We start from the raw sequence: 21956 nt of genomic DNA on the forward strand, positions 1-21956 counted from the left end.
AATAGTCCACAGACAGTTTTGTAATTCGCCGTCTGTGGACTGTTTTTTATTTGTTCTGCCCTTTCTGATCTCTATATTCCGATGGGGTCATTCCCATTTTCTGTTTGAAGCATTTGCTGAAATATCTTGGATCGTTTATTCCAACCATGTATGCTATTTGTGTGATGGAGTATTCTCCAGACTCTATCAGCTTGATTGCTTTGTTTATTCTTACTTCTTTAATGAATTCTACAGGAGCAAGGCCGGTAAGTGTCTTCAGCTTCTTGAAGAAAACGGATCGGCTTACCGCCATCTCTTTTACAAGATCGTCCACAACCAATTCGCTGTTGTCTATTCTGCTTTCCATCAGTTCCAACAGCTTGTCCATGAATTTTCTGTCGCTTGGGGACATGTCAGGAACTTGCGACTCATTATCTTCTGTCTTGTTGTCCGTGTTCAGACTTTGATCCAATAATCTTTCTCTGTATGCTTGCTGGATCTTCAGTTTCCTTTGCAGGATGTTTTTAACCCTCGCTTTAAGGTAAGTGGCGCTGAAAGGTTTTGTTATATAGTCGTCTGCTCCGTATTCCAACCCTTCAAGCTTGCTTTCAATAGCGGTTTTTGCTGTCAGTAGGATTAGAGGTATATGGCTGGTCGTTATTTCGCCTCTTAGTTCCTGCATCATCTGGAAACCGTCCTTTACAGGCATCATTACATCGCTTATGATGATGTCAGGTACATATTTTAATGCTTTTTCCTTTCCTTCTTCACCATTTGCGGCTTCTATAACATGGTAGTCTGCAGTAAATATGTTATGTAGAAATTGTCTCAACTCGGAGTTGTCTTCTACGATAAGCATAATGTCTTTGTTCGTATCGATCTCTTCATCTTCTTTTGTAACTTCATTATTACATTCTGCAACGGTGTATTCTGTGCCTGATGCATAATCCATGTCATTCTGCAAGAATTCTACTTTGTTGTCGTAATGTTCTTTGCCTTTCTTGAAATCGATTTTGAAGCAGCTTCCTTCGTTTGGCTTGCTTGTTACTGTGATTTCTGCTTTATGCATATCTACAAAGTCTTTAACCAGTGAAAGGCCTATTCCGGTACTCAATTGTGATGTTCCTTTTGTCTCAACATGGTTTTCAAAACGTACAAACAGTTTCTTTTTCTTATTTTCGGTTATTCCTACTCCTTTGTCTATAACAGAAATAGCTACAGTATCTTCGTTTTCGTGTATAGTTATTTTTATAGATTTTCCGTCTGGAGTATATTTGAATGCGTTTGAAAGAAGGTTATATATTATCTTCTCATATTTGTCGGCATCAACCCATAAATAGATTGAGCTCTTGTTTGTTTCAATGTCGTATGATATGTTGCGTTCTTTTGCTACTGCCTCGAAGTATTCCATCACTTTGCGGGTGAAAGAGACTACTTCAAGTAATTGTACCTGCATCTTCATTTTCTTGTTTTGTATTTTCCTGAAATCAAGAATCTGGTTTACAAGTCTGAGCATACGGTTTGCATTACGTTCCACCACGGAAAGTTGTTCACGAATTCCGCCTGGAAGATCTTTTTCTTCAAGGATATTCTCAAGTGGAGCAGTGATGAGTGTCAACGGAGTTCTGAGCTCATGGGATATGTCTGTAAAGAATCTCAGCTTCAGGTCTGTAAGCTGGTGTTCCATCACTACTTTATGTTTCAGTCGGTATATGGTTGATAGAATATATACAGCAGTGAACACTATCAACAGTAGTACAAATACGTATATGAGATATGCCAATGGTGTCTCCCAAAATGATGGCAGAATCCTTATATTAAGATTTCGTGTATTGTCAATCCATACGCCATCGGAGTTCGTTGAGCGTACTTTGAATACATAATCGCCTTTCGGCAAATTAGTGTATGTGGCCATTCTCTGTTTGCCTACATAGTTCCAGTTCTTTTCAAATCCGTCTAATATGTATGCATATTGAATGTCCGAAGGGGTAGTGTAGTCCAATGCTGCAAATTGTATAGTGAATATGTTTTCTTTGTGTGAGAGTGTAAGACGTTCTATATCATCTATTGTACATTCTTTTAACGGAGCTGTTCCCGGAACTACTGTGTTGTTGGCAAGCAGTAATTGTGTGAATATAACCGGTGGCTCATATATACTTTTCTTTATAGAGTCAGGATTGAAATAGAAGATACCTTGATTTGTTCCAAATACCATGTCTCCATTTGACAAGTATTCGGATGATGCTTCACTGAAACGTATCTTGAAGTTCCTATGTCTGTCCTGGAAATTTTCAAAACGTTCGTCCTCCGGATTGAATTTTGTAAGTCCGTTTTCTGTACTTATCCATAACAGCCCGTTCTTGTCTTCCTGGATAGACAGTAGTATGTCTGATGGGAGTCCATCCTTAACCGTATATGTCTTGAAACTTACTTTGCCATCTTGACTTATACTGTTAAGTCTGTTAAGGCCTCCTCCGAATGTGGCAATATATAATTCTCCGTTATGTGTAGGAGTTATCCAGTGTACATCATTATTGCTTAATGTAGTAGGATCGTCCGGTGAACGCATATAATGGTGGAACACGGCTTCTGATGGATTTTCGAAGTCGAGTTCTGTCATAACCAATCCTCCAGTGGTGGCTATCCATAGCCTGTTTTTTTCATCGGCAGTTATGTATCTTACTTTATTGCATTCTTTTATAGGAAATCCTTTAAGTATGTTTCGATGATTGATAAATACAGTTTCACCTTTCTCGTTCTTAGTGATATAGTTTATGCCGTTTGAGAATGTTGCAATCCATATTCTTCCCGAATTATCTTCGTATATGCAATAAACGTTATTGTCTGACAGACTGTAAATGTCATCAGGATTATATTGGTAGCGTGTAAGACGGAACTGCATTGCATCGGCGGTCGGTTCTGCCTTTATCAACCCGGCACCTTTAGTAGCCAGCCACATTATTCCTTTGCTGTCGCGCATCATGTAATAGACATTTCCTAATAATGGAGCTCCTGATTGGGATATTCGGCCTGTTTCTGTCATGTATCCTATTTCGCTGTATTTATTGTCATAAACCTTCAGCATTCCATCTTTGAGTCCTACCCAAAGGTTACCGTTGTACTCCTGATATGCCCTTACTTCATTGCTTAATGTTTCATAGTGGGATTCTACCGGACGTTTAATTCTGAAATGTTCGGTTCTGAATGTTACTTTTTCAAGTCCCTTGGAGTGTGTACACATCCATAAGTTACCCTGCCTGTCAGAAAAAGCGCTGTGTATTTTATTTGAAAAGTGCCATTTCCCGCCATTCATGCTGTTATAGAATGGTACCAGACTATTTTTCTCTCTGTCAAAATATGAGAATCCTCCACCGTATGGGTGTACCCATAGAGACCCGAATATATCTTCGTGTATATGGAATGCCGGTCTGGATCTGTCGGTATTTGTAGGTTCAGCATATACCTTTTCTATTTTGATTTTATTGGTATATGGATTATAGTGTGCAACTTCTCCGGTCACATTTTGCTCAAACCATACTTCGTCAGCAGTATCTTTATATATATCGTCAATGCTTGCATCGGGAAGCATGTTTGGCTTGAAATGTTCGTAAGTATCGTTTTTTATGTCATATACGAAAAAGCCGTCTTTCTTGGAGGCTATAATAAGTTTATCATTTTTCTCTATGTATTTTATACCTGTTATATTTGATTGTACAGGGAGTTTAAGTGGAGTGAAAATATTATTACCTTTATTCAGAATCCAAACGTATCCGTTGTTCGCACCGAAAAACAGCTTGTCTTTGTTCTCTTCAAGTGTGAAGAACTTTTGTTTTCTTACTATGCCGTCTTTGCCTGAACTGTTAAGTTCGAAAAACACTTCAGGATTATTACCCGGTTTATTGAAACATGCGAGTCCGTTGTCCGACAGTACCCATTCATCGTCTCCTATCTGATAGACGTTAAAGACAGATGATACAGGAAAAACTTCGGAACCGGAAGAATAATATTCTGTAGTGATTTTTTTGCTTATTGAGTCTGTTATAATTCTTATTGCTCCTCTATTTTGTGATAGTAACCAGACGTTACCGTTTGGAAGTGTTTTTATTCTTGTTATCGGTATGTGTATTTCTGTATTGTCATAGTCTGGTACACTTTCAAATATTTCAGTACGCGGATCAAAGCGAAAAGCGCGCTCATCGTATGTAAGCATCCAAATGTATCCGTATTTGTCAAGCTCCATACAGTCAACACGATTATTTGTCAGTGCTATTTCATTGTCCAGAAATCCTTTGTAAGTATGGAATGTGTACCCGTCGAACTTGTTTATGCCATTCCATGTTGAGAACCACATATTTCCTTTCTTGTCCTGCAATATATCCATAACCGTGTTTTCGGACAGACCGTCTTCTGAAGAATAATGCGTTATTACGCAGTCTGTTTGCGAATAAACGTTTACTATCTGTAGCAATAAAAGGATAAAAATCGAAAAGTTCTTCATGATGCTGTTTTTGCTTATTTTTATAAACATATTGATATTTTTATATCATTGCAAATATAATGAAAAAATGATTTTTTGGAGTATATTTGCAATGATAACTGGTGATAAAATATGAATATAGTTACTTTATTTTTAGTGTTTTTATTTGTGCTAGGGCATACTAAAGCTCAAAGTACTTCCGATAGGTTTGAGATAAATAAAAATCTGCCGGTTTATTATGATCGGATGAAAAGTCTGTTGACATATCCCATGTCGTGGCAATCGCAGAAAAATAAGGATTTTGATGTTTGGAAGAAACAGGCTCGTGAGATTCTTTTTGAATGTATGGATATTGTTCAGCCTGCTCCTGACGATTATGATATGAAAGTTATAGATAGCGAACAACGGGAGGGCTACAGAGCGTTGAAGATTGAATTCAATATATCCAAGTGGTCAAGAGTTCCTGCTTATCTGCTTGTTCCTGACGGTGAAGGTGTATTCCCTTCTGTGGTTATGCTACATGATCATGGAGCACATTTCCTTATAGGAAAGGAGAAAATGATACGACCTTTTAATGTGGACCGTGAAATCGTGTCTGATGCAGATTTATGGGCATTGAAATGTTATGATGGCAGATATGTTGGTGACTATTTTGCTATGAACGGATATGTGGTATTGTCGGTGGATGCCTTGTTTTGGGGAGATAGAGGTTGTAAGGAAGGTATTGACTATGACCGTCAGCAGGCATTGGCCTCGAATTTCATGCAGATGGGTGCTTCATGGGGAGCTTATATAAATATGGATGATATGAGGAGTGTTGAATTTCTGGCATCTTTGCCTTTCGTTGATAGTGACAGGATAGGATGTCTGGGCTTTTCAATGGGAGCCTACCGTTCTTGGATGCTTAGTTCAATGACTGATATGGTTAAAGTCTCCGCTTCAGTATGTTGGATGAATACCACTGATTGTCTTATGACTGTTGATAATAATCAGAATAAAGGTGGATCGGCTTATTCAATGCTTCTTCCACGTATAAGGAAGTATCTTGATTATCCTCATGTTGCAAGTATTGCATGTCCGAAACCTTCGCTTTTCTTCAATGGCAGTCAAGACAAACTTTTCCCTGTAGAGGGAGTGACGGATGCTTATCGTCAGATGAAAGAGGTTTGGGATAGTGTTGGAGCATCCGATAAGTTGGTCACTAAAATGTGGGATGAGAAACATTTCTTTAATAAGAAAATGCAGGAGGAAGTCTTGGATTTCTTTAATAAATGGTTAAAGCCCTAATGACTTTCGTCTTTGGGCTTTAACTGTTAATGTATTCTCTATTGGGATACCTTTTATTTCAGGTGTTTTTTTATCCATTCCAGATGTCCGCGCTCTGTCTCTTCTGATGTCCAATGTTCATTAATTGGAGTTATAAGCGCTTCTTTATTGCATTCAAGGGTGTTGTAAACTGCATAACTTGTAGTCGGTGGACAGGTGTTGTCGTTGAATCCCCATGTCATGAAAGTGTCAGCCTTTATCAGTCGTGCAAAATTTACCACATCATAATATGACATAGTTTCCAGTTTTTCTTTAGTGTCCATTCCTCTTGTACGGAAGAAATGCGGATATCCTCCTGCACGTCCTGCCATATATCCTGCCATATCGCTTAGTGCAGGATGATTTACTACACATGCTGTCACTCTTTTGTCAAGCCCGGCAGTAATCATGGCAAGTGCTCCGCCTTGGCTGCCACCTTGTACTATGACATTCTTACCGTCCCATTCCGGTAGTGATGTGAGCAGGTCGATACAACGCAGGCATGACAGATATACACGTTTCATGTAATAATTGTCTTTATTGTCCAGTCCGTTTGTAAGGTATCCGTTTTCTTTACCGTTGAAAGCATTGCTTATCTCCTTAAATTGCTCTTCGCTCATGGTAGGATTAAGTCCATGTATTTCGAATTCCAGACGGATAAATCCTTCTTCGGCATAATATTTGTGTCTGAGAGGCTCCTTTATTGTTTTGATTCCTGCTCCTGGAGGAGACAATACAACCGGACAGCTTTCTGGTTTTGCATTTTTGGGATAAAAGAGATAGCCGTAAACAGCTTGTCCTCTGTTGTTGAGCTGCAGCTTTATAAGATAGCAGTCTATCTTCTCAGTACAATATTCTTCTGCCTTTTCTTTGGTGTATTTCAGTGGAAATTCTGATGCTTCTTTGATGTTGTTCTTCCAAAAATCCATGAAACCATTGGGCATTTTAGTATAAGGCTTTATTTTATCCGGAGAAAATCCGACTTTTACGTGATGGCTGTATTTTCTTCCGTTTATCATTACACTGAATATACAGTCGCGGAATCCCGGTTTATCCAATGTGCCTATATTTATTTCAGCCTTACCGTTCTTCAATGTTATGCTTCCCGTTTTGTCGGATGGCATAAGTTCGCTTCCCGTCTCATAGTTTACAGTTATTCCATCCTGTGGAATTCCATATTTGAAAAGGCTGATTTTTATTTTTGCCTTTTCGCCTGTACGGTATATCCAGTCCGGATGATCAGGTTCTGTAACCCATAGCAGATCACTTCTGTAAGGATAATTTTCTGCCATGGACAGAATGACCATTATACAAACTGTTATTGTAAGTAATATTCTGTTTCTCATTTAATTATCTCTTGATGTTTAATAATGCATTACCATTCTTTGAAGGATTCCAACCATCGTTTCCGGATAAAACTTCTTCAATGCTGTAGCCCTCAGTATTTTTCAACTGTTTTGAATAAGCGACACGTTTTCCAGGGTTGGCTCCTTCTCCTTTGCTCTTGTATTCAGCATAAAAAACAGTTTTTTCGTTATTCTTGTTTCTCCAGTTGTCCCATCCTTCAGGAAGGATATGCTTGCCCATATTGCATTGTATAAATACTGCTTGTGCATATGGTCGCCAAGGACGTGACAAATATACTTTGTCCACATCAGAGTTGGCTGTTATCTCACAATTATAGAACACATATCCGTATTTCTGTCCTTTGTCAGTTGACGGAGCAGTGATGTATCCGTTTCCTATGCTGTGTATATGACAACGGTTGAATACTGCAGTTGACCATCCGAATATGAAGTCAACTGTCCCTTCGATATAACATTCGTCATAGTACTGTCTGCATCCTTTCCCATAGGTATATAATGTGTCTTGAAAACCTAGGAATCTGCATTTCTTGAAATATGCCCTGTCTGCACTTACGAAACATGCTACAGCCTGTCCTACAGGTCCTGACGTGTTTTCGAATGTAATGTTTTCAGCATAAAAGTCAGGTGCGTATATATAGCAGGATGATGATCCTGAAGTGCCTTTGTTTTCTCCGAAGATGTTAGGCTTGCTTGCATAGTCATCATAAGTTATTTTTACTTCGCCTTGACCTATAAGAGATACAGCATTCTTACTTGCCGGTATTATGACTTTCTCTTTGTATGAGCCTTCTTTTATCAGAATTGTTGTTCTTGCGTTCTTTCTGTAGTCAGGTACCGCATTAATAGCTTCCTGCACAGTGAAAAAGTCACCGGACCCGTCTTTGGCTACTACTAAATCATAGTGGCGTACGTACTGTTGTAGTTCGGGTATTGCTTCGGCTACAGCTTTTACAGCCATTTCTGCTATAACAGAAGCTCCATGTACATTCAAATGTGTATTGTCTTCTCTACCATTTGGTAATGCAGGCACTGTTTTAGGTTCAACCCACAGATACAGTTCCTTTGATTTCTGAGGTCCCATACCTTCCACCAACTTGTGAGTAAGGCTGTTTAAATCAATGAAAGTAACATTGAGTTCTTTTGCGACATTCTTAGGCGAAATCAGATAAGCTCCGTGTGTATCTATAAGTGTCGCTCCTTCTTCAATGCTGTCTTTGGGTGCTTTGGGATCAATTCCGTTGCGTATATCGTCCTGCTTTATAGCATTAGCTACAGCATTTCCATCAGCTTTACCGAAGTTACGGCGCACAATTGAGTTGAAAAGAACAGGAATACCTCCCTTTGCTCTCGTATCTTCTACAAATTTTTTGAGATTTGCGTCAAATGTTGTTCCAGGATCGGTATGACGGTTCGGATCGTCTTTTTCATCATTATGACCGAACTGAATGAATACATAATCGCCTTTTTGTATTTTTGAGAGAACAGCATCCCATCTGCCTTCATTGATAAAACTCTTTGAGCTTCTTCCGTTTACGGCATGGTTGTCTATGGTAATATCATCTGTAAAATATCTTGAAAGCATTTGTCCCCAACCTCTTTCCGGATTTCCTCCTTCAAGTTTTTTGTTAGCCATTGTTGAGTCACCTATGGTGAATATTGTAATATTCCGTTTGGCAGGTGTAAATGCTGTTAGGACAAACAGAAGTCCTAACAGAAGTGTAATCTTGTTTTTCATATTATTTCCCGATTAATTATTTTACGATTTTTCTTACTTCCTGCAAACGTTCCCATTCAAGGCTTGCCATGATGAACGGACCTACAGCCTTAGGGTCATTGTCTCTGATCTGTTCGTTTATATAGTAGTCATAATCCCCCATGCGGTAATTTTTGCCTCCCAATCCTGCTACGGCACATGCTTTGGTAATGCTTATCATTCCTTTATCGTCGGTAGTGATAAAGTGTTCCAAAACGCCTTTATATCCTTTTTCCGCTACAGCAAGATAAGATGGATCAACATATCCTTTGCGTACAGCCTTGAACAGTGTATATACGAACATAACCGAACATGATGATTCCAGATAGTTTCCTTCATCTCCGCTTCTGTCAAGAACCTGATACCACAATCCGGTTTTTTCGTCCTGGAGTCTTTTTATCTGTTGTGCTACTTTATTAAGAGTTATTATCATGGAATCTCTTCCAGCCTCGTGCTGAGGAATAAATTCCAGTGCATCAACGAATGCCATTGCATACCATCCAAGTGCTCGTCCCCAGCTGTGTTGTGACTGTCCTGTCACAGGGTCTGCCCATTTCTCTTTTCTGCTTACATCGCAAGCATGCTTATATAAATCGGTTTTAGGATCGTATGTGTGGCGTGCGGCCATCAGGAACTGGTTGATGATATCCTGATAAGCCCCGACTTCATTGTTTCTGAACGCATATTCGGCATAGAAAGGAGCTCCCATGTAAATACCATCCAACCATACTTGATTAGGATAGATCTTTTTGTGCCAGAAACCGCCGTCTTCGTTTCTCGGATGGTCTTCAAACTGGCTTCTCATAAGGGCTAGTGCCTTTTTATATTTCTCGTCTTTGGTCTGTTCATATATGCGGAAAAGGAATTTGCCTGAGTTTACACGATCAAGGCTGAATTCCTCGCGTTTGTACATTTTGATTGTACCGTCGGCATTAACCATAGTGTCGGCGTATGCAAGTGCATACTCATATATTTTGTCATCACCGTATCGGTCATAAACATCAAGCATAGCCTGCAATTCAAGTCCGTGACAATAGTCCCATTTCAGTTTAGGCTGGAAGTCAAGTTGCCACGATTCCGGCCATCTTGCCATCTCCGATTCTACCATTCTTACAGACCATGGCTTATCCGGTGTTTCGTTTGGTTGTTGTACTTGCGATTGTGTGTTTTGTGAACAAGCTGTACTGATTAATGCAATTCCTACAAATGCCAATGTGTTTATTAGTTTATTTTTCATGGAACAAATTAATTTTAAAGTTTATATTGGCAAAAGTAGGAACATCTGCATAAATCAATGTGTAGTTTTCATCATAAAAGGTATATTTTTTGGTTTTTATATGGATTTATTTTGCCCAAAACAATTTTGTGTAGTATGTATCTTCGTTTTGCACATCCTTGTAATAAGGGTTGTAGTCCATTTCTGTTGTAGGATATTTCCATCTGTCAGGAACATTTGGTATTGTACCTGCCACTTCCGGGAATACAAGTCCTGAAGGATATCCTGTACGTCTGAGGTCGCTCCATGCTTCTCTGCTGGCAGTAATTGCGAAATGTAACCACTTCTGTGTGATGATGGCATCCTGCTTGTTTTCGTATTTTGTATATGACCATCTTGACTCTGCAAAAGAGTTTATTTCTTCTTCTGTCGGTGCGTCATATTGTCTGGAATTCTCACCAGTGCTGATTGAGTCGTAATAATAATAGAGGCTTATTGACTGGCTGACGGCTTTGATGAATTCTTCTTTTGCCTTGTTTTCGTCTGCCGTTACACCATATCCCATAAGATAAGCTTCAGCTTTCAAGAAATGGATTTCCGGAGATGTCATAATGAGCATATCGAATTTATCGTTTTCCCAAAAGAATCCTTTCTGTGTAATTTGTGAGAAACCGGTATTGCCATAGGCGTCGGTGGCCTGCGAGTTGTAATATTCGGTAGCTTCATCTGCTACAGTAAGATCCGTACCTAAGTATCTGCCTTCATCTTTGGCTCCCGTATATTTATTTGTTATGCTGATTGGATTATAATACAGAAGAATTCTAGGATCGTCAGTTCCTTTTACATATACACCGGTATTAGGATTTTCCTTGTTGTCCATATTATAGTTGCCGTTGCTGAGCATTCTGTTTATTACCGCTCCTGAAGCCTGTCTGTTTGTTACCCAGTCGCCCAGTCCTTGCCCTGCTGTAAAATTCAACTGGCCGGATTTCTGGTTTACGATGAATATATTATTACTCTGTTCGTCTATCAATGGATATGTTTCAGGATTTTCCAGTATTTCTTTCACTGCTGCTTTACCTGTTTCTGCCAGTTCGCCCTGTGAGGATACTCTCACTGCCAGACGCAATCGGAGACTGTTGGCGTATCTTTCCCATTTGTCAATATCTCCATTGTTGATGAAATCCTGTGTAGTGAAATTTCTTGGGATAGTGACAGTACGGAATTTTGGTGCTATCTCTTTCAGCTCATCCAAGATCGTTTTGTATATATCTTCAGCCTTGTCGTATGGTGCATACGATTTTTCTACATCATTGGTAAGCGGGAGAGTACATGCCTTGCTGAACGGCATATCTCCGAAAATATCAACCGTAGCGGAAAAATAGTCGTATAACTGTACTTTTGCAGCTAGCATGAATGCTTCATCCTGTAACTTCTGTGTTTCATTCTCGGCATTGTAGAGTTCTTCCATTTTCCTGTATTGTGTAAGTGCCGAATACAGATTGTCCCACTGGCTGTCGATATATGGGATATATCCAGGGGTGTACATGCTGCTTGAGTAAGTGTATCCGAATGTTTGGGCATACTTGCCTACAAACTGAGAGTCGAAGCCGAAATATCTGTTGTAAGTATGTGTGTCGTAATCCTTGGATTTTTGGAATACTCCTACCATGAGATTACTTATGCTTACTGTGGTAACTTTCGATGGGTCCTGATATTTACTGTCAAAATCTTCCTCAGTGCATCCTGTTGAAGCTAAAGCCAGTGTAAGAGATGTGATATATAATATTTTTTTCATGTCTGTAAATCTATAATGTTAAAAACTTGCTCTTATTGCAAAACCGAAACTGCGTGTGGCTGCAGTAGATGTTCCTACAATAGCCTGACTTGACCATGATGTGCCTACTGATGATTCAGCATCGTAATTTTTTAAAGCCTTGTAGAAGTAGAACAGGTTCCTGCCGAATACAGAAACTGTAAGATTGGTCATACCTATCTTCTGAATAGCTTTTGAAGGTATACGATAACTGAGGTTCAGTTCGCGAAGTTTTACATACGTATTGTCAAATACAGAGTTGGCATATGTCAATTGTTCAGAATTAGTACCCCAGTTATAAGTCATATTGTAATAATATCCGGCTGGGATAATTCTGTTATTAGGCTCTCCTGTTGAAGCCACTACGCCAGGAAGAATTAATCCGTCGTGATAAATGTACTCTCCGTTTGGTCCGGCTGTGGTCGTCGGGTCAACCTGTACCGGTACTCCACCACTATTATTGTTGTTAGGATAATAGTATGAAAGTCCTCCATGTTCGGTGTCACGATATTTTAGTGATTCAGGTGTCAAACCAAGACCTGTGGCATACTGGTTCATTTCGTTTATTACGTCACCTCCAATTCTGAAATCGATACTGAAATCAAGTGAGAAATTCTTGTATGAGAATGAGTTGTATAATCCTCCAACTCCGTCCGGATTAATGTTTCCTACCTTTTTCAGCTCTGTCTGATTCAGATATAATCCGTTGTCAGATACCAGGAACTCGCTGTTCTCGTTTACTTGTGGCACCTGAGTATAAATATCACCCATAGGTTGTCCTGCTACAGCCTGTATTTTTGCACCGCTTCCACCCAGGTTTGATATTTCCAGATATGGAACACCGTCTGCAAGTTTTATTACTTTATTTCTATAAACTCCGTATGTAGCAGTAAGATCCCATCTGAAATCTTTTGTAAGTACAGGTGTGGCAGACAATGCAATGTCCCATCCGTTGTTTGCCACTTCACCTACATTCATTAGTACATATTTAGCTCCTGAACTTGAAGGTTGTGGTGTAGAGAGGATCTGATCTTTTACTATGTTGTTATAGTATGATACGTCTATTCCGAGACGGTTGTTTAAGAACTTGCTTTCAAATCCAATTTCGTATTCATATTTTTTCTCTGGTCTGATATTCTCATTACCTATAGATGTAGGAATGGTATTCCAGGTAAATCCGTTGTCAGAACCTTGTTCATAAACAATGTTTGCCGCGTATGTTTCCGGTGAGTTACCGACGATACCATATGGTGCAGGCTTCACCGGAGTTCCGACTTGACACCGAATCATTGAACAGTATCTATGTCCGTAATGATTCTGGCGAGATGAGTCCTATTAGCCAATATCTGAAACTGACACGTGTATATGGTTCTGAAGTACTGACACGTTTTAACCTGTTCTCTGCCATACAGGTAAATGGTGCCGCTGCATCTGGATATAGCTCTGGTCAGGCAATCAAGGCTGTTCAGGAGGTTGCTGCACAGACATTGCCTACAGGATACGGATTTGAGTTTGGTGGAATGTCGCGTGAAGAGTCAAATACAGGAAACACCACTACTTTGGTATTTGTCATTTGTGTTGTTTTCATCTATCTCATTCTTTGTGCATTGTATGAAAGTCTGTTTGTTCCTCTTGCGGTCATACTCTCTGTGCCGTTCGGACTGGCGGGCAGCTTCCTGTTTGCAAAGATGTACGGACTTGAAAACAATATATACTTGCAGACAGGTCTGATTATGCTTATCGGTCTTCTTTCAAAAACAGCGATATTGCTTACAGAGTATGCTTCCGAGCGCCGTCGTCATGGTATGACTATAATGCAGGCTGCGGTTTCTGCGGCACAGGTACGTTTGCGCCCAATTCTGATGACTTCGCTTACTATGATATTCGGTATGCTCCCGCTTATGTTCGCTACGGGTGTAGGTGCCAATGGAAATATATCTATTGGTGTAGGAACGGTAGGAGGTATGTTGATCGGTACGATTGCATTGCTGTTTATTGTGCCCCCATTGTTTATGGTGTTCCAGTATCTGCAGGAAAAGTTTATGCCTGAACGCCAGTTACCAAAGATTGAGAAAAAATAACATCAAAGAATAAAGTGTATGATAAGAAATATAATAATCGTTTCAGCAGTTTCCATTGCGATGAGCGGATGCCATATATATCGTGCATACGAGCGTCCGGATGTTACGTCGGTAGTCGATAGCATTTACCGTCAGCCTGTAGCTGTCGATGATACCGTTTCGTTGGCTTCTTTGTCTTGGGAACAGCTTTTTACGGACGCTAATCTGCAAGAGTTAATAAGGTACGGTCTTGATAATAATACTGATTTAAGTGTTGCCAGGCTGAAAGTGGAAGAAGCAGAAGCACTTCTTATGACTTCAAGGCTGTCATATCTGCCTTCAATAACATTGTCGCCTGAGGGTACAATAACAAGCGTTGGCGGTGGAGAAGCTTCAAAGAAATATAATATTGCGGCATCTGCAGATTGGGAGATAGACCTCTTTGGCAAATTGCTCAATGCCAAACGTGGTGCACAGGCCGCTTTGGAGCAAAGCGATGCTTATCGTCAGGCTGTACAGACCCAACTGGTGGCTACAATAGCCAACAGCTATTACACGCTGCTTGTTCTTGACGAACAATTAAAGATAACTCAGGAAACAGCAGAGACATGGACTGAGAGTTTGCGTACGATGAAGGCATTAAAACGTGCCGGACAGGCAACGGAGATGGCTGTTGCACAGACGGAGGCAGCAAAACTGTCTGTAGATGCTTCTGTATTGTCGATACAGCGTCAGATATCGGAAATGGAAAATTCTCTGTCAGCCCTGTTGGGAAAAGCTCCACAGGCTATAGTACGTGGAACATTAAGCGAGCAGATATTTCCTGATTCACTGTCAACGGGTGTTCCTTTGCAATTGTTAAGCCGTCGTCCTGACGTGCGTCAAAGCGAAGCACAGTTGGCTGTGGCATATTACGCTACGAATTCTGCACGTTCGGCATTTTATCCGAGTATAACATTGGGAGGTTCGGCAGGATGGACAAACTCCGCCGGTGCGGTTGTAGCCAATCCGGGTCAATGGCTGTTGACAGCCGTCGGTTCATTGGTACAACCTATATTCAATAAAGGCAAGAACATTGCGAACCTGAAAATAGCGAAAGCGCAGCAGGAGGAGGCATTATTGATGTTCAGACAAAGTCTGCTTGATGCCGGAACAGAAGTCAATGACGCTTTAGTACAATGGCAGACAGCAAAAGAACGGATTATATTGGATGAACAGCAGGCTGCGTCACTGAAATCTGCTTTAAAGAGTTCCGAGCTGTTAATGAAATACAGCTCTCAGAATTATCTGGAAGTTATAACAGCCAGACAGTCACTTCTGCAGGCTGAACTGAATACGGTTACAGACCGTTTTGATGAGATTCAGGGAGTAATAAATCTCTATCATGCCTTGGGCGGTGGATACTGATTATAAACAATAAGAGCCGGATTGTTACTGTCCGGCTCTTATTGCTTATAATGCTTTTTGTTATACATATTCATCTCCGAATTTCATTTCCACATCATTCACAAATTTGCGTATGGAGTTCTGGTCGTCTTTCTTGCATATCAAAAGAACATTGTCATGTTCCGCAATCAGATATCCTTCCAGACCTTCGGCTACTACCAGTTTGCCTTTTGGCATCAGGACGATGTTTTCATTGCAATCGTATAAGAGTGAATTGCTGTTTAAAATGACATTGTGGTTAATGTCTTTAGGTGATGCGTCGTATAATGATTGCCATGTACCTATATCAGCCCATCCGAAATCACACATTTGTACATAAACATTATCTGCTTTTTCCATGATACTGTAATCTATAGAAATATTTGGACATGCAGAGAAATCGGGAGTTTCACATTCTAGTCGTGGACACACCTCTGTCATGTTCTCATGGAAAGCCTTCATAATTGTTGTAACATGCCAGATAAATATTCCGGAGTTCCAATAAAACTCATTGTCTTCCACAAATACTTTTGCAAACTCCAATGCTGGTTTCTCAATGAATGTCTTTACCTTACAGAAATCTCCGTCTCTTTCTTCTTCCTCAATCTGTATGTAGCCATAACCGGTTTCCGGCCTTGTCGGTTTAATACCTATATTAATCAGTCTGCCTGATGTAGCTACATAATCCAACCCTTTTAAAATTGATGACCGGAAACTGTCAATATTCAGTATAAGTTGGTCGGAAGGCATGACTACTATAGTAGCGTCGGGATTTATTTTCTGTATTAGATATGAAGCGTATGCCAGCGAAGGTGCTGTGTTTCTTCTTTCTTCTTCTATTATAATCTGTTCGTCTTTTATTTCAGGAAGAATCTTTTTTACAATATCTTTATAATCAATGAATGTGGAAATATAGATATTCTGTGGTGATATTAATCCTTTGCATCTGTCGAATGTGATACGTAACAAGGTTTCACCTGTGCCGAAGAAATCAAGAAACTGTTTTGGCAATTGTTTCCTGCTGTATGGCCAGAATCTTCTCCCCATTCCACCTGCCATTATTATGCAATAGTAGTTATTGTTCATGGTAATATAATTTGTGTTATTAACTATGCTAAGATACTGATTATTTTAGAAAATCGGACTTTAATAGTTTCTAAATAGTGTTAGACATAAAAAATATTACATTTTCTAGCCGAAAAGTATTGCAGATATGAAAATTATGTTTACCTTTGCAACGCAAAATAAAAATAAGCCCAGATGGCGGAATCGGTAGACGCGCTGGTCTCAAACACCAGTGGAGTAACATCCATCCCGGTTCGACCCCGGGTCTGGGTACAGATTAAAAGGCTAAGTAATGAATTATCAATTACTTAGCCTTTTTACTTGTCTGATTTTTCCCCGCATTTTCCCCACAGACGCAAAAAATATAGTAGTAAATCATTATTTTCTTTGGCTACACAATACAAAAACACTACCTTTGAAAAGAAATAAATCCAATTAAATGAAAGTCAATGGAACAAGGTGTTTGGCAAGAGATTGAACAGTTGTACCAGAAGTTTCAGCAACTTGGTATAAGTGAAGCGGTGGACTATGAAAAGTACTACCTCTATTCTCTTATTACCCATTCTACGGCGTTTTCGCTATTGTAATTAAAATCTATTATTTTTTCTCTCAAGTTTCTTATAAAAAACTTATAATATTATTATTTGGTTACACTTATTTGCTTATTTTTGTAACCCAAATAAGGTAATCTTCAAAATATAAGTTTATGAACAGTATTATAAATTCCGTAAATCTGATTTATTATTCACCAACTGGAACGTCAAGAAAAATAGCTCGTGCCGTAGGTGATGGATTGAAGGTGAACAATCTGACCGAATCGGATATTACGTTGGATAATAATAATATAAAAAGTTTCCCGAATGATTCTCTTACGGTTTTCGTGTCACCCGTTTACGGAGGTCGTATCCCTTCAATATTTTTTGAGCGTTTAGGTACATTGAATGGGAACGGAGCTATGTGTGTAGTAGTGGTGGTGTATGGAAACAGACATTATGATGATGCGTTGCTTGAGCTGAAAAACGAGATGACCAATAGAGGATTCCGTGTATCGGCTGCTGCTTCATTCATAGGCGAACATAGTTTCAGTAGAGAGAATATGCCTGTTGCAGCCGGAAGACCTGATTTCTATGATTTGGGTATGGCCGAGCATTTTGGAAAAGAGGTTATGGATAGAATAACAACAGTTCCTGATTTTGGGGATTTGTTTGTGCCGGGAAATTATCCATATAAGGAAGTAAAACCTAAACAGCCTGCCGCTCCAATAAGTACGGAAGATTGTTGTTCGTGTGGATTGTGTGTTTCTTCTTGTCCGACTCATGCTATATCTTTGGACGCATCGGGAAATGTATGTACAGATATTTATAAATGTACATTATGCTGTGCGTGTGTTAAAGTGTGTCCTCAAGGAGCAAGAATATTTGATACACCGTTTACCAAATTCTTGTATGATAACTTCAGGGAAAGGAAAAATCCTGAGTTCTATTTTTGAATCTAATAGTGTAAGTGATATTGTGGAAAAGAACGTGGTCGCAATAGGTTCCACGTTCTTTTTTTTGTCTTAATAGTTCCTTTCTTTTATCCGTTTTTTAGGTCCTAAAATGTAATTTTCAAAGCGTGCGCACATTCAACTTTAAACGTGCGTCCATTCAACTTTAAACGTGCGTCCATTTTACCTAAAATGTGCGCATGTTTTTTACGATTTGTTTTGCTTGTATTCTTGTAAATTTTTCTTACCTACTAAATAGGATAGGTCATTGTTTTGAGCCAGGTATTTTCTTCATTTGTGAGGTATGGCGAAAGTTTTTCGTAAACCGTTGCATGGTAATTGTTCAGCCATAAGATTTCCTCGTGTGACAACATTTCTTTTATTATCGGATCTTTGGATATAGGGCACAGTGTAAGTTGTTCGAACTTATAGAATGTTCCGAATTCTGTCTCTTTCCCCGGTACTATAAGCATTGTGTTTTCTGTGCGTATTCCATATTGTCCGCTTCTGTATATTCCCGGTTCATTTGTAATTGTCATTCCCGGTTTTAATATGGTTGGTACATTGTTCATTCTTATCTGATGCGGTCCTTCATGGACATTCAGGAAATGTCCCACTCCGTGTCCTGTTCCATGGCCGTAGTTAACTCCTTCTTTCCACATTGCAATTCTTGCCAGTACGTCAAGCTGAGTTCCGCATGTCCCGTCAGGAAATTCTGCCATTGCAAGCTGAATAAATCCTTTTAGGACTAAGGTATAGTCTTTCTTCTGGGCGTCTGATATAGCTCCTAGCGGTATGGTACGTGTTATGTCGGTAGTGCCGTCCAGATATTGTGCGCCGCTGTCAAGGAGTAGAAGGCCTTCCGGTTTGAGAGTTGAAGCGGATTCTTCAGTAGCCTCGTAATGTACTATTGCTCCATGTTCCTGATAGCCGGCAATTGTGTCAAAACTGATTCCCTGGAAGTACTCCATTTCAGAACGGTATTTGTATAGCTGCTTGTCTATGCTTGTTTCTGTCTGGTCGCCGTTTTTTACGGATTTGTCCAGCCACATTAGGAACCTTACCATAGCTATACCGTCGCGTATCATTGCATTGTGGAAGCCGGATATTTCAGTCTTGTTTTTTATCGATTTGAATTCGCATACAGGCGAATTGGTAAGGTTTACAGTGTTTTGTCTTATTGCTGCATTATATATTGCAAAATTTATTGTTGGCGACATCCATATGTTATAGTTATGGCATGACATAATATCGCTTTCTATCTCTTCATAGGCTTTGATGGTTATATTGTACGATGTTAAGTAAGCTTCGACATCCTCCGACAGTTTCTCCTTATTTATATATAATACGGCATAATCTTTTAATATGAGCAGATATGACACAAAAAGAGGGTTGCAATGTATGTCGTTACCGCGCATATTTAGTGTCCATGCAATCTCGTCCAGCGAAGATAAGAGTACAGCTTCATTTTCTTTTAATGAAAGCTTGCTCCTGATTCTTGAAAGTTTGACGTCTGTGTTTTCGCCGGAAAACTTTTCGTCTAGAATGAACGGTTTGTGTGTTAGTATTTCAGGCCTGTTGTTCCATATCAGTTTATACGGGTCTTCTGTCATGACCAGTCTTATCCCTTGGGCTGCTAGATTTTCTTCCAAATCTTTTATAACACTTACTGATGTCGTATAACCGTCAAAACCGACTTTATCTCCCTCTTTCAGAACACTGCATAACCATTCGCTTATTGACGGAGTGCCGGCTATACGTTCCTTGAACAATTTAAGTCCGCTTCCGGCAAGCTGTTCTTCAGCCTGTAAAAAATATCTTGAATCAGTCCATAAGCCTCCGCCGTCTTTTGTTATAACTGCTGTTCCCGCGGAACCGGTGAATCCTGTTATCCATTTTCGTGACTCCCAGTGTGCAGGCACGTATTCGCCTGAATGTGGGTCTGTGCTGAATGTTATATATGCTGATAAGTCATTTCTTTTCATGAATTGCCTTAATGAGGCTATCCTTCCTATAATTATATCTTTCATTAGTATATTGGTTTTAGTAATTATTTGATTTACAAAGATAGTGCTATTTATGTGTTTTGTGGAAAAAATGCGTGGAAAGTTTTGTATATTAAGAAAGTATGTGTAATTTTGCACCGCAATTTTGACTGCGGAAAAATATTTAACAACAACATAATTAATTTTTTAAAAACATGATCGTAGTTCCAGTAAAAGAAGGCGAAAACATTGAAAAAGCGCTGAAAAAATTTAAGAGAAAATTTGAAAAAACAGGTGTTGTAAAAGAACTTAGAAGCAGACAGCAGTTTGATAAACCGTCTGTTTTGAAAAGATTGAAAATGGAACGTGCTATTTACGTTCAGAAATTACATCAGGTAGAAGAATAATAATTTCGCAAAGTTCTTTGAATTATTGAATTCTTTTTCATATATTCGTTGCTGAATTAATAATGCAATGTTTCTATGACAGTAGAGTCTTTTCTTCATTACCTAAGGTATGAACGCAACTATTCTGAGAAGACAATTGTTTCTTATGGAATAGACTTGAAGGAATTTCAAGGGTATTTGAATGGATTAGACAGCGAGTTGAAACTTGAAAACGTTGATTCTGACGTAGTACGAGGATGGGTTGTAAAACTCATGGAAAGTGGAATGTCCGGGGCTTCGGTAAATCGTAAGCTTAGTGCGTTGAGAACTTTCTATAAGTATCTTTTGAAGAAAAAGATGATAACAGTCGATCCGATGTCTATAGTGAAAGGCCCTAAAAGAAAGAAACCTTTGCCAACCTTTGTAAGGGAGGAAGATATGGATAAACTTTTGGATGGTGATCTTTTTGATGATTCGTTTGAAGGTGTTCGTGATAAGCTTATAATGACCATGTTTTATGAAACTGGTATGCGACTTTCCGAATTGATTTCGCTTGATGATGCTGACATAGATTTGTTTTCCAATCTTATCAAAGTAACAGGAAAACGAAATAAACAGAGACTGATACCTTTTGGAGAGAATCTGAAATGTGAAATACAGTCTTATGTGGAGTATAGAAATATTGCTGTAGGCTGCTCGTGTGAAGCTTTTTTCGTGAGAAAAAATGGAAAGAGACTTTATCAGATGTTGGTCTATAAATTGGTGAAGCAAAACCTGTCGAAAGTCGTTGCGTTGAAAAAAAGAAGTCCGCATGTGCTCAGACATTCATTTGCAACAGCGATGCTTAATAATGATGCAGAGCTGGAAGCAGTAAAAGAGTTGTTGGGGCATGAAAGTGTTACGACTACTGAAATATATACTCATACGACTTTTGAAGAATTAAAAAAAGTATATAAACAAGCTCATCCAAGAGCGTAAAGAAAAGGAGGTTTTTATGGAAGTAAGAATTCAATCAATTCATTTCGATGCATCAGAAAAATTGGAGGCTTTTATTCAGAAAAAAGCTGAAAAGCTCGAGAAGTTTTGCGACGATATAAAGAAAGTTGAGGTGTCTCTAAAAGTAGTAAAACCGGAAACAGCAATGAATAAGGAAGCCGGAGTTAGAATCTTGGCTCTAAATTCCGAGTTTTACGCAGAAAAAGTATGCGATACATTCGAAGAAGCTATAGATACATGTATGGATGCTTTGTCGAAACAATTGCAGAAAACAAAAGAAAAACAGCAAATTAAATAAAAAAAATAAGAGTATTTATTTTGTGATTTAAAAATTATATCTAACTTTGCAGCCGCAAACTACCGCTTTGCGGTTGCAAAGTTCTTTTAATAAGCCTCTTTAGCTCAGTTGGCCAGAGCACGTGATTTGTAATCTCGGGGTCGTTGGTTCGAATCCGACAAGAGGCTCAAACAAAGGGCAAATACCAGAGTGGCCAAATGGGGCAGACTGTAAATCTGCTGGCTTACGCCTTCGGTGGTTCGAATCCATCTTTGCCCACAAAAGAAGATGCGGAAGTAGCTCAGTTGATAGAGCATTAGCCTTCCAAGCTGAGGGTCGCGGGTTTGAGCCCCGTCTTCCGCT

General features: G+C 39.4%; 13 protein-coding genes, 4 tRNA genes and 3 pseudogenes. 12 read left to right on the top strand and 8 right to left on the bottom strand.

Annotated elements, in window-relative coordinates; all coding sequences use genetic code 11:
* Nucleotides 1–46: 46 nt before the first annotated feature.
* Nucleotides 47–4477, bottom strand: a complete 4431-nt coding sequence (locus OCV82_RS06920; RefSeq protein ID WP_154043853.1) for a hybrid sensor histidine kinase/response regulator transcription factor — start codon at nt 4475–4477, stop codon at nt 47–49.
* Nucleotides 4478–4588: 111 nt separating this feature from the next.
* Between OCV82_RS06920 and OCV82_RS06925 the strand changes: the two genes are divergently transcribed.
* Nucleotides 4589–5743, top strand: coding sequence for a dienelactone hydrolase family protein (locus OCV82_RS06925; protein WP_154043729.1), 1155 nt, complete (start codon nt 4589–4591; stop codon nt 5741–5743).
* 53 nt (nt 5744–5796) lie between these two features.
* On the opposite strand, the gene OCV82_RS06930 is transcribed toward OCV82_RS06925, so the two are convergent.
* The 5 genes and pseudogenes from OCV82_RS06930 to OCV82_RS06950 all read right to left on the bottom strand — a co-directional run.
* Entirely contained in the window at nt 5797–7107 is a 1311-nt protein-coding gene (locus OCV82_RS06930; RefSeq protein ID WP_154043730.1) for an acetylxylan esterase, read from the bottom strand.
* A 4-nt stretch (nt 7108–7111) separates the two neighbouring features.
* Nucleotides 7112–8863, bottom strand: a complete 1752-nt coding sequence (locus tag OCV82_RS06935; RefSeq protein WP_154043731.1) for a pectinesterase family protein — start codon at nt 8861–8863, stop codon at nt 7112–7114.
* A gap of 16 nt (nt 8864–8879) precedes the next feature.
* Nucleotides 8880–9989 (bottom strand): glycoside hydrolase family 88/105 protein, encoded by a 1110-nt coding sequence (locus OCV82_RS06940; RefSeq protein ID WP_235339406.1) that lies wholly within the window; start codon nt 9987–9989, stop codon nt 8880–8882.
* 235 nt (nt 9990–10224) lie between these two features.
* Nucleotides 10225–11895, bottom strand: coding sequence for a SusD/RagB family nutrient-binding outer membrane lipoprotein (locus OCV82_RS06945; RefSeq protein ID WP_154043733.1), 1671 nt, complete (start codon nt 11893–11895; stop codon nt 10225–10227).
* A gap of 18 nt (nt 11896–11913) precedes the next feature.
* Nucleotides 11914–13161 (bottom strand): annotated as a pseudogene (locus tag OCV82_RS06950) (SusC/RagA family TonB-linked outer membrane protein); the annotation flags it as partial.
* Here OCV82_RS06950 and OCV82_RS06955 point away from each other — a divergent pair.
* Nucleotides 13161–13994, top strand: a pseudogene (locus OCV82_RS06955) (efflux RND transporter permease subunit); the annotation flags it as partial. The pseudogenes OCV82_RS06950 and OCV82_RS06955 sit on opposite strands and share 1 nt — an antisense overlap.
* 18 nt (nt 13995–14012) lie before the next feature.
* The gene (locus OCV82_RS06960; RefSeq protein ID WP_154043734.1) at nt 14013–15380 is read left to right on the top strand and encodes an efflux transporter outer membrane subunit; all 1368 of its coding nucleotides are present in this window, start codon (nt 14013–14015) and stop codon (nt 15378–15380) included.
* A gap of 60 nt (nt 15381–15440) precedes the next feature.
* On the opposite strand, the gene OCV82_RS06965 is transcribed toward OCV82_RS06960, so the two are convergent.
* A complete protein-coding gene (locus OCV82_RS06965; RefSeq protein ID WP_154043735.1) occupies nt 15441–16484 on the bottom strand; it encodes a mannose-1-phosphate guanylyltransferase in 1044 nt (347 codons plus the stop codon).
* A 168-nt stretch (nt 16485–16652) separates the two neighbouring features.
* On the opposite strand from OCV82_RS06965, the gene OCV82_RS06970 reads away from it, so the two are divergent.
* The 3 genes and pseudogenes from OCV82_RS06970 to OCV82_RS06980 all read left to right on the top strand — a co-directional run bounded on the left by OCV82_RS06970 (nt 16653) and on the right by OCV82_RS06980 (nt 17952).
* Nucleotides 16653–16736: transfer RNA gene (locus OCV82_RS06970), tRNA-Leu, on the top strand.
* 176 nt (nt 16737–16912) lie between these two features.
* Nucleotides 16913–17035: pseudogene (locus OCV82_RS06975) on the top strand (Fic family protein); the annotation flags it as partial.
* A 134-nt stretch (nt 17036–17169) separates the two neighbouring features.
* Complete coding sequence (locus OCV82_RS06980; protein ID WP_154043736.1) at nt 17170–17952, top strand: 4Fe-4S binding protein; 783 nt, start codon at nt 17170–17172, stop codon at nt 17950–17952.
* Nucleotides 17953–18200: 248 nt separating this feature from the next.
* Here the strand turns inward: OCV82_RS06980 and OCV82_RS06985 are convergent, their stop codons facing one another.
* On the bottom strand, nt 18201–19979 hold the full coding sequence (locus OCV82_RS06985; RefSeq protein WP_154043737.1) for an aminopeptidase P family protein: 1779 nt from the start codon (nt 19977–19979) through the stop codon (nt 18201–18203).
* 170 nt (nt 19980–20149) lie between these two features.
* On the opposite strand from OCV82_RS06985, the gene rpsU reads away from it, so the two are divergent.
* The 6 genes from rpsU (at nt 20150) to OCV82_RS07015 (ending at nt 21956) form a co-directional block, all read left to right on the top strand.
* On the top strand, nt 20150–20341 hold the full coding sequence (gene rpsU / locus OCV82_RS06990) for a 30S ribosomal protein S21 (RefSeq protein WP_154043738.1): 192 nt from the start codon (nt 20150–20152) through the stop codon (nt 20339–20341).
* A 75-nt stretch (nt 20342–20416) separates the two neighbouring features.
* The gene (locus OCV82_RS06995; protein WP_154043739.1) at nt 20417–21298 is read left to right on the top strand and encodes a tyrosine-type recombinase/integrase; all 882 of its coding nucleotides are present in this window, start codon (nt 20417–20419) and stop codon (nt 21296–21298) included.
* Nucleotides 21299–21314: 16 nt separating this feature from the next.
* Nucleotides 21315–21614 (top strand): ribosome hibernation-promoting factor, HPF/YfiA family, encoded by a 300-nt coding sequence (hpf, locus tag OCV82_RS07000; protein ID WP_154043740.1) that lies wholly within the window; start codon nt 21315–21317, stop codon nt 21612–21614.
* A gap of 93 nt (nt 21615–21707) precedes the next feature.
* Nucleotides 21708–21781, top strand: a tRNA-Thr gene (locus OCV82_RS07005).
* A gap of 8 nt (nt 21782–21789) precedes the next feature.
* Nucleotides 21790–21872: transfer RNA gene (locus OCV82_RS07010), tRNA-Tyr, on the top strand.
* Between the two features lie 11 nt (nt 21873–21883).
* A tRNA-Gly gene (locus OCV82_RS07015) sits at nt 21884–21956 on the top strand.

It is taken from the genome of Bacteroides cellulolyticus, from assembly GCF_025567135.1.
Classification (GTDB): Bacteria; Bacteroidota; Bacteroidia; order Bacteroidales; family Bacteroidaceae; genus Phocaeicola; species Phocaeicola cellulolyticus.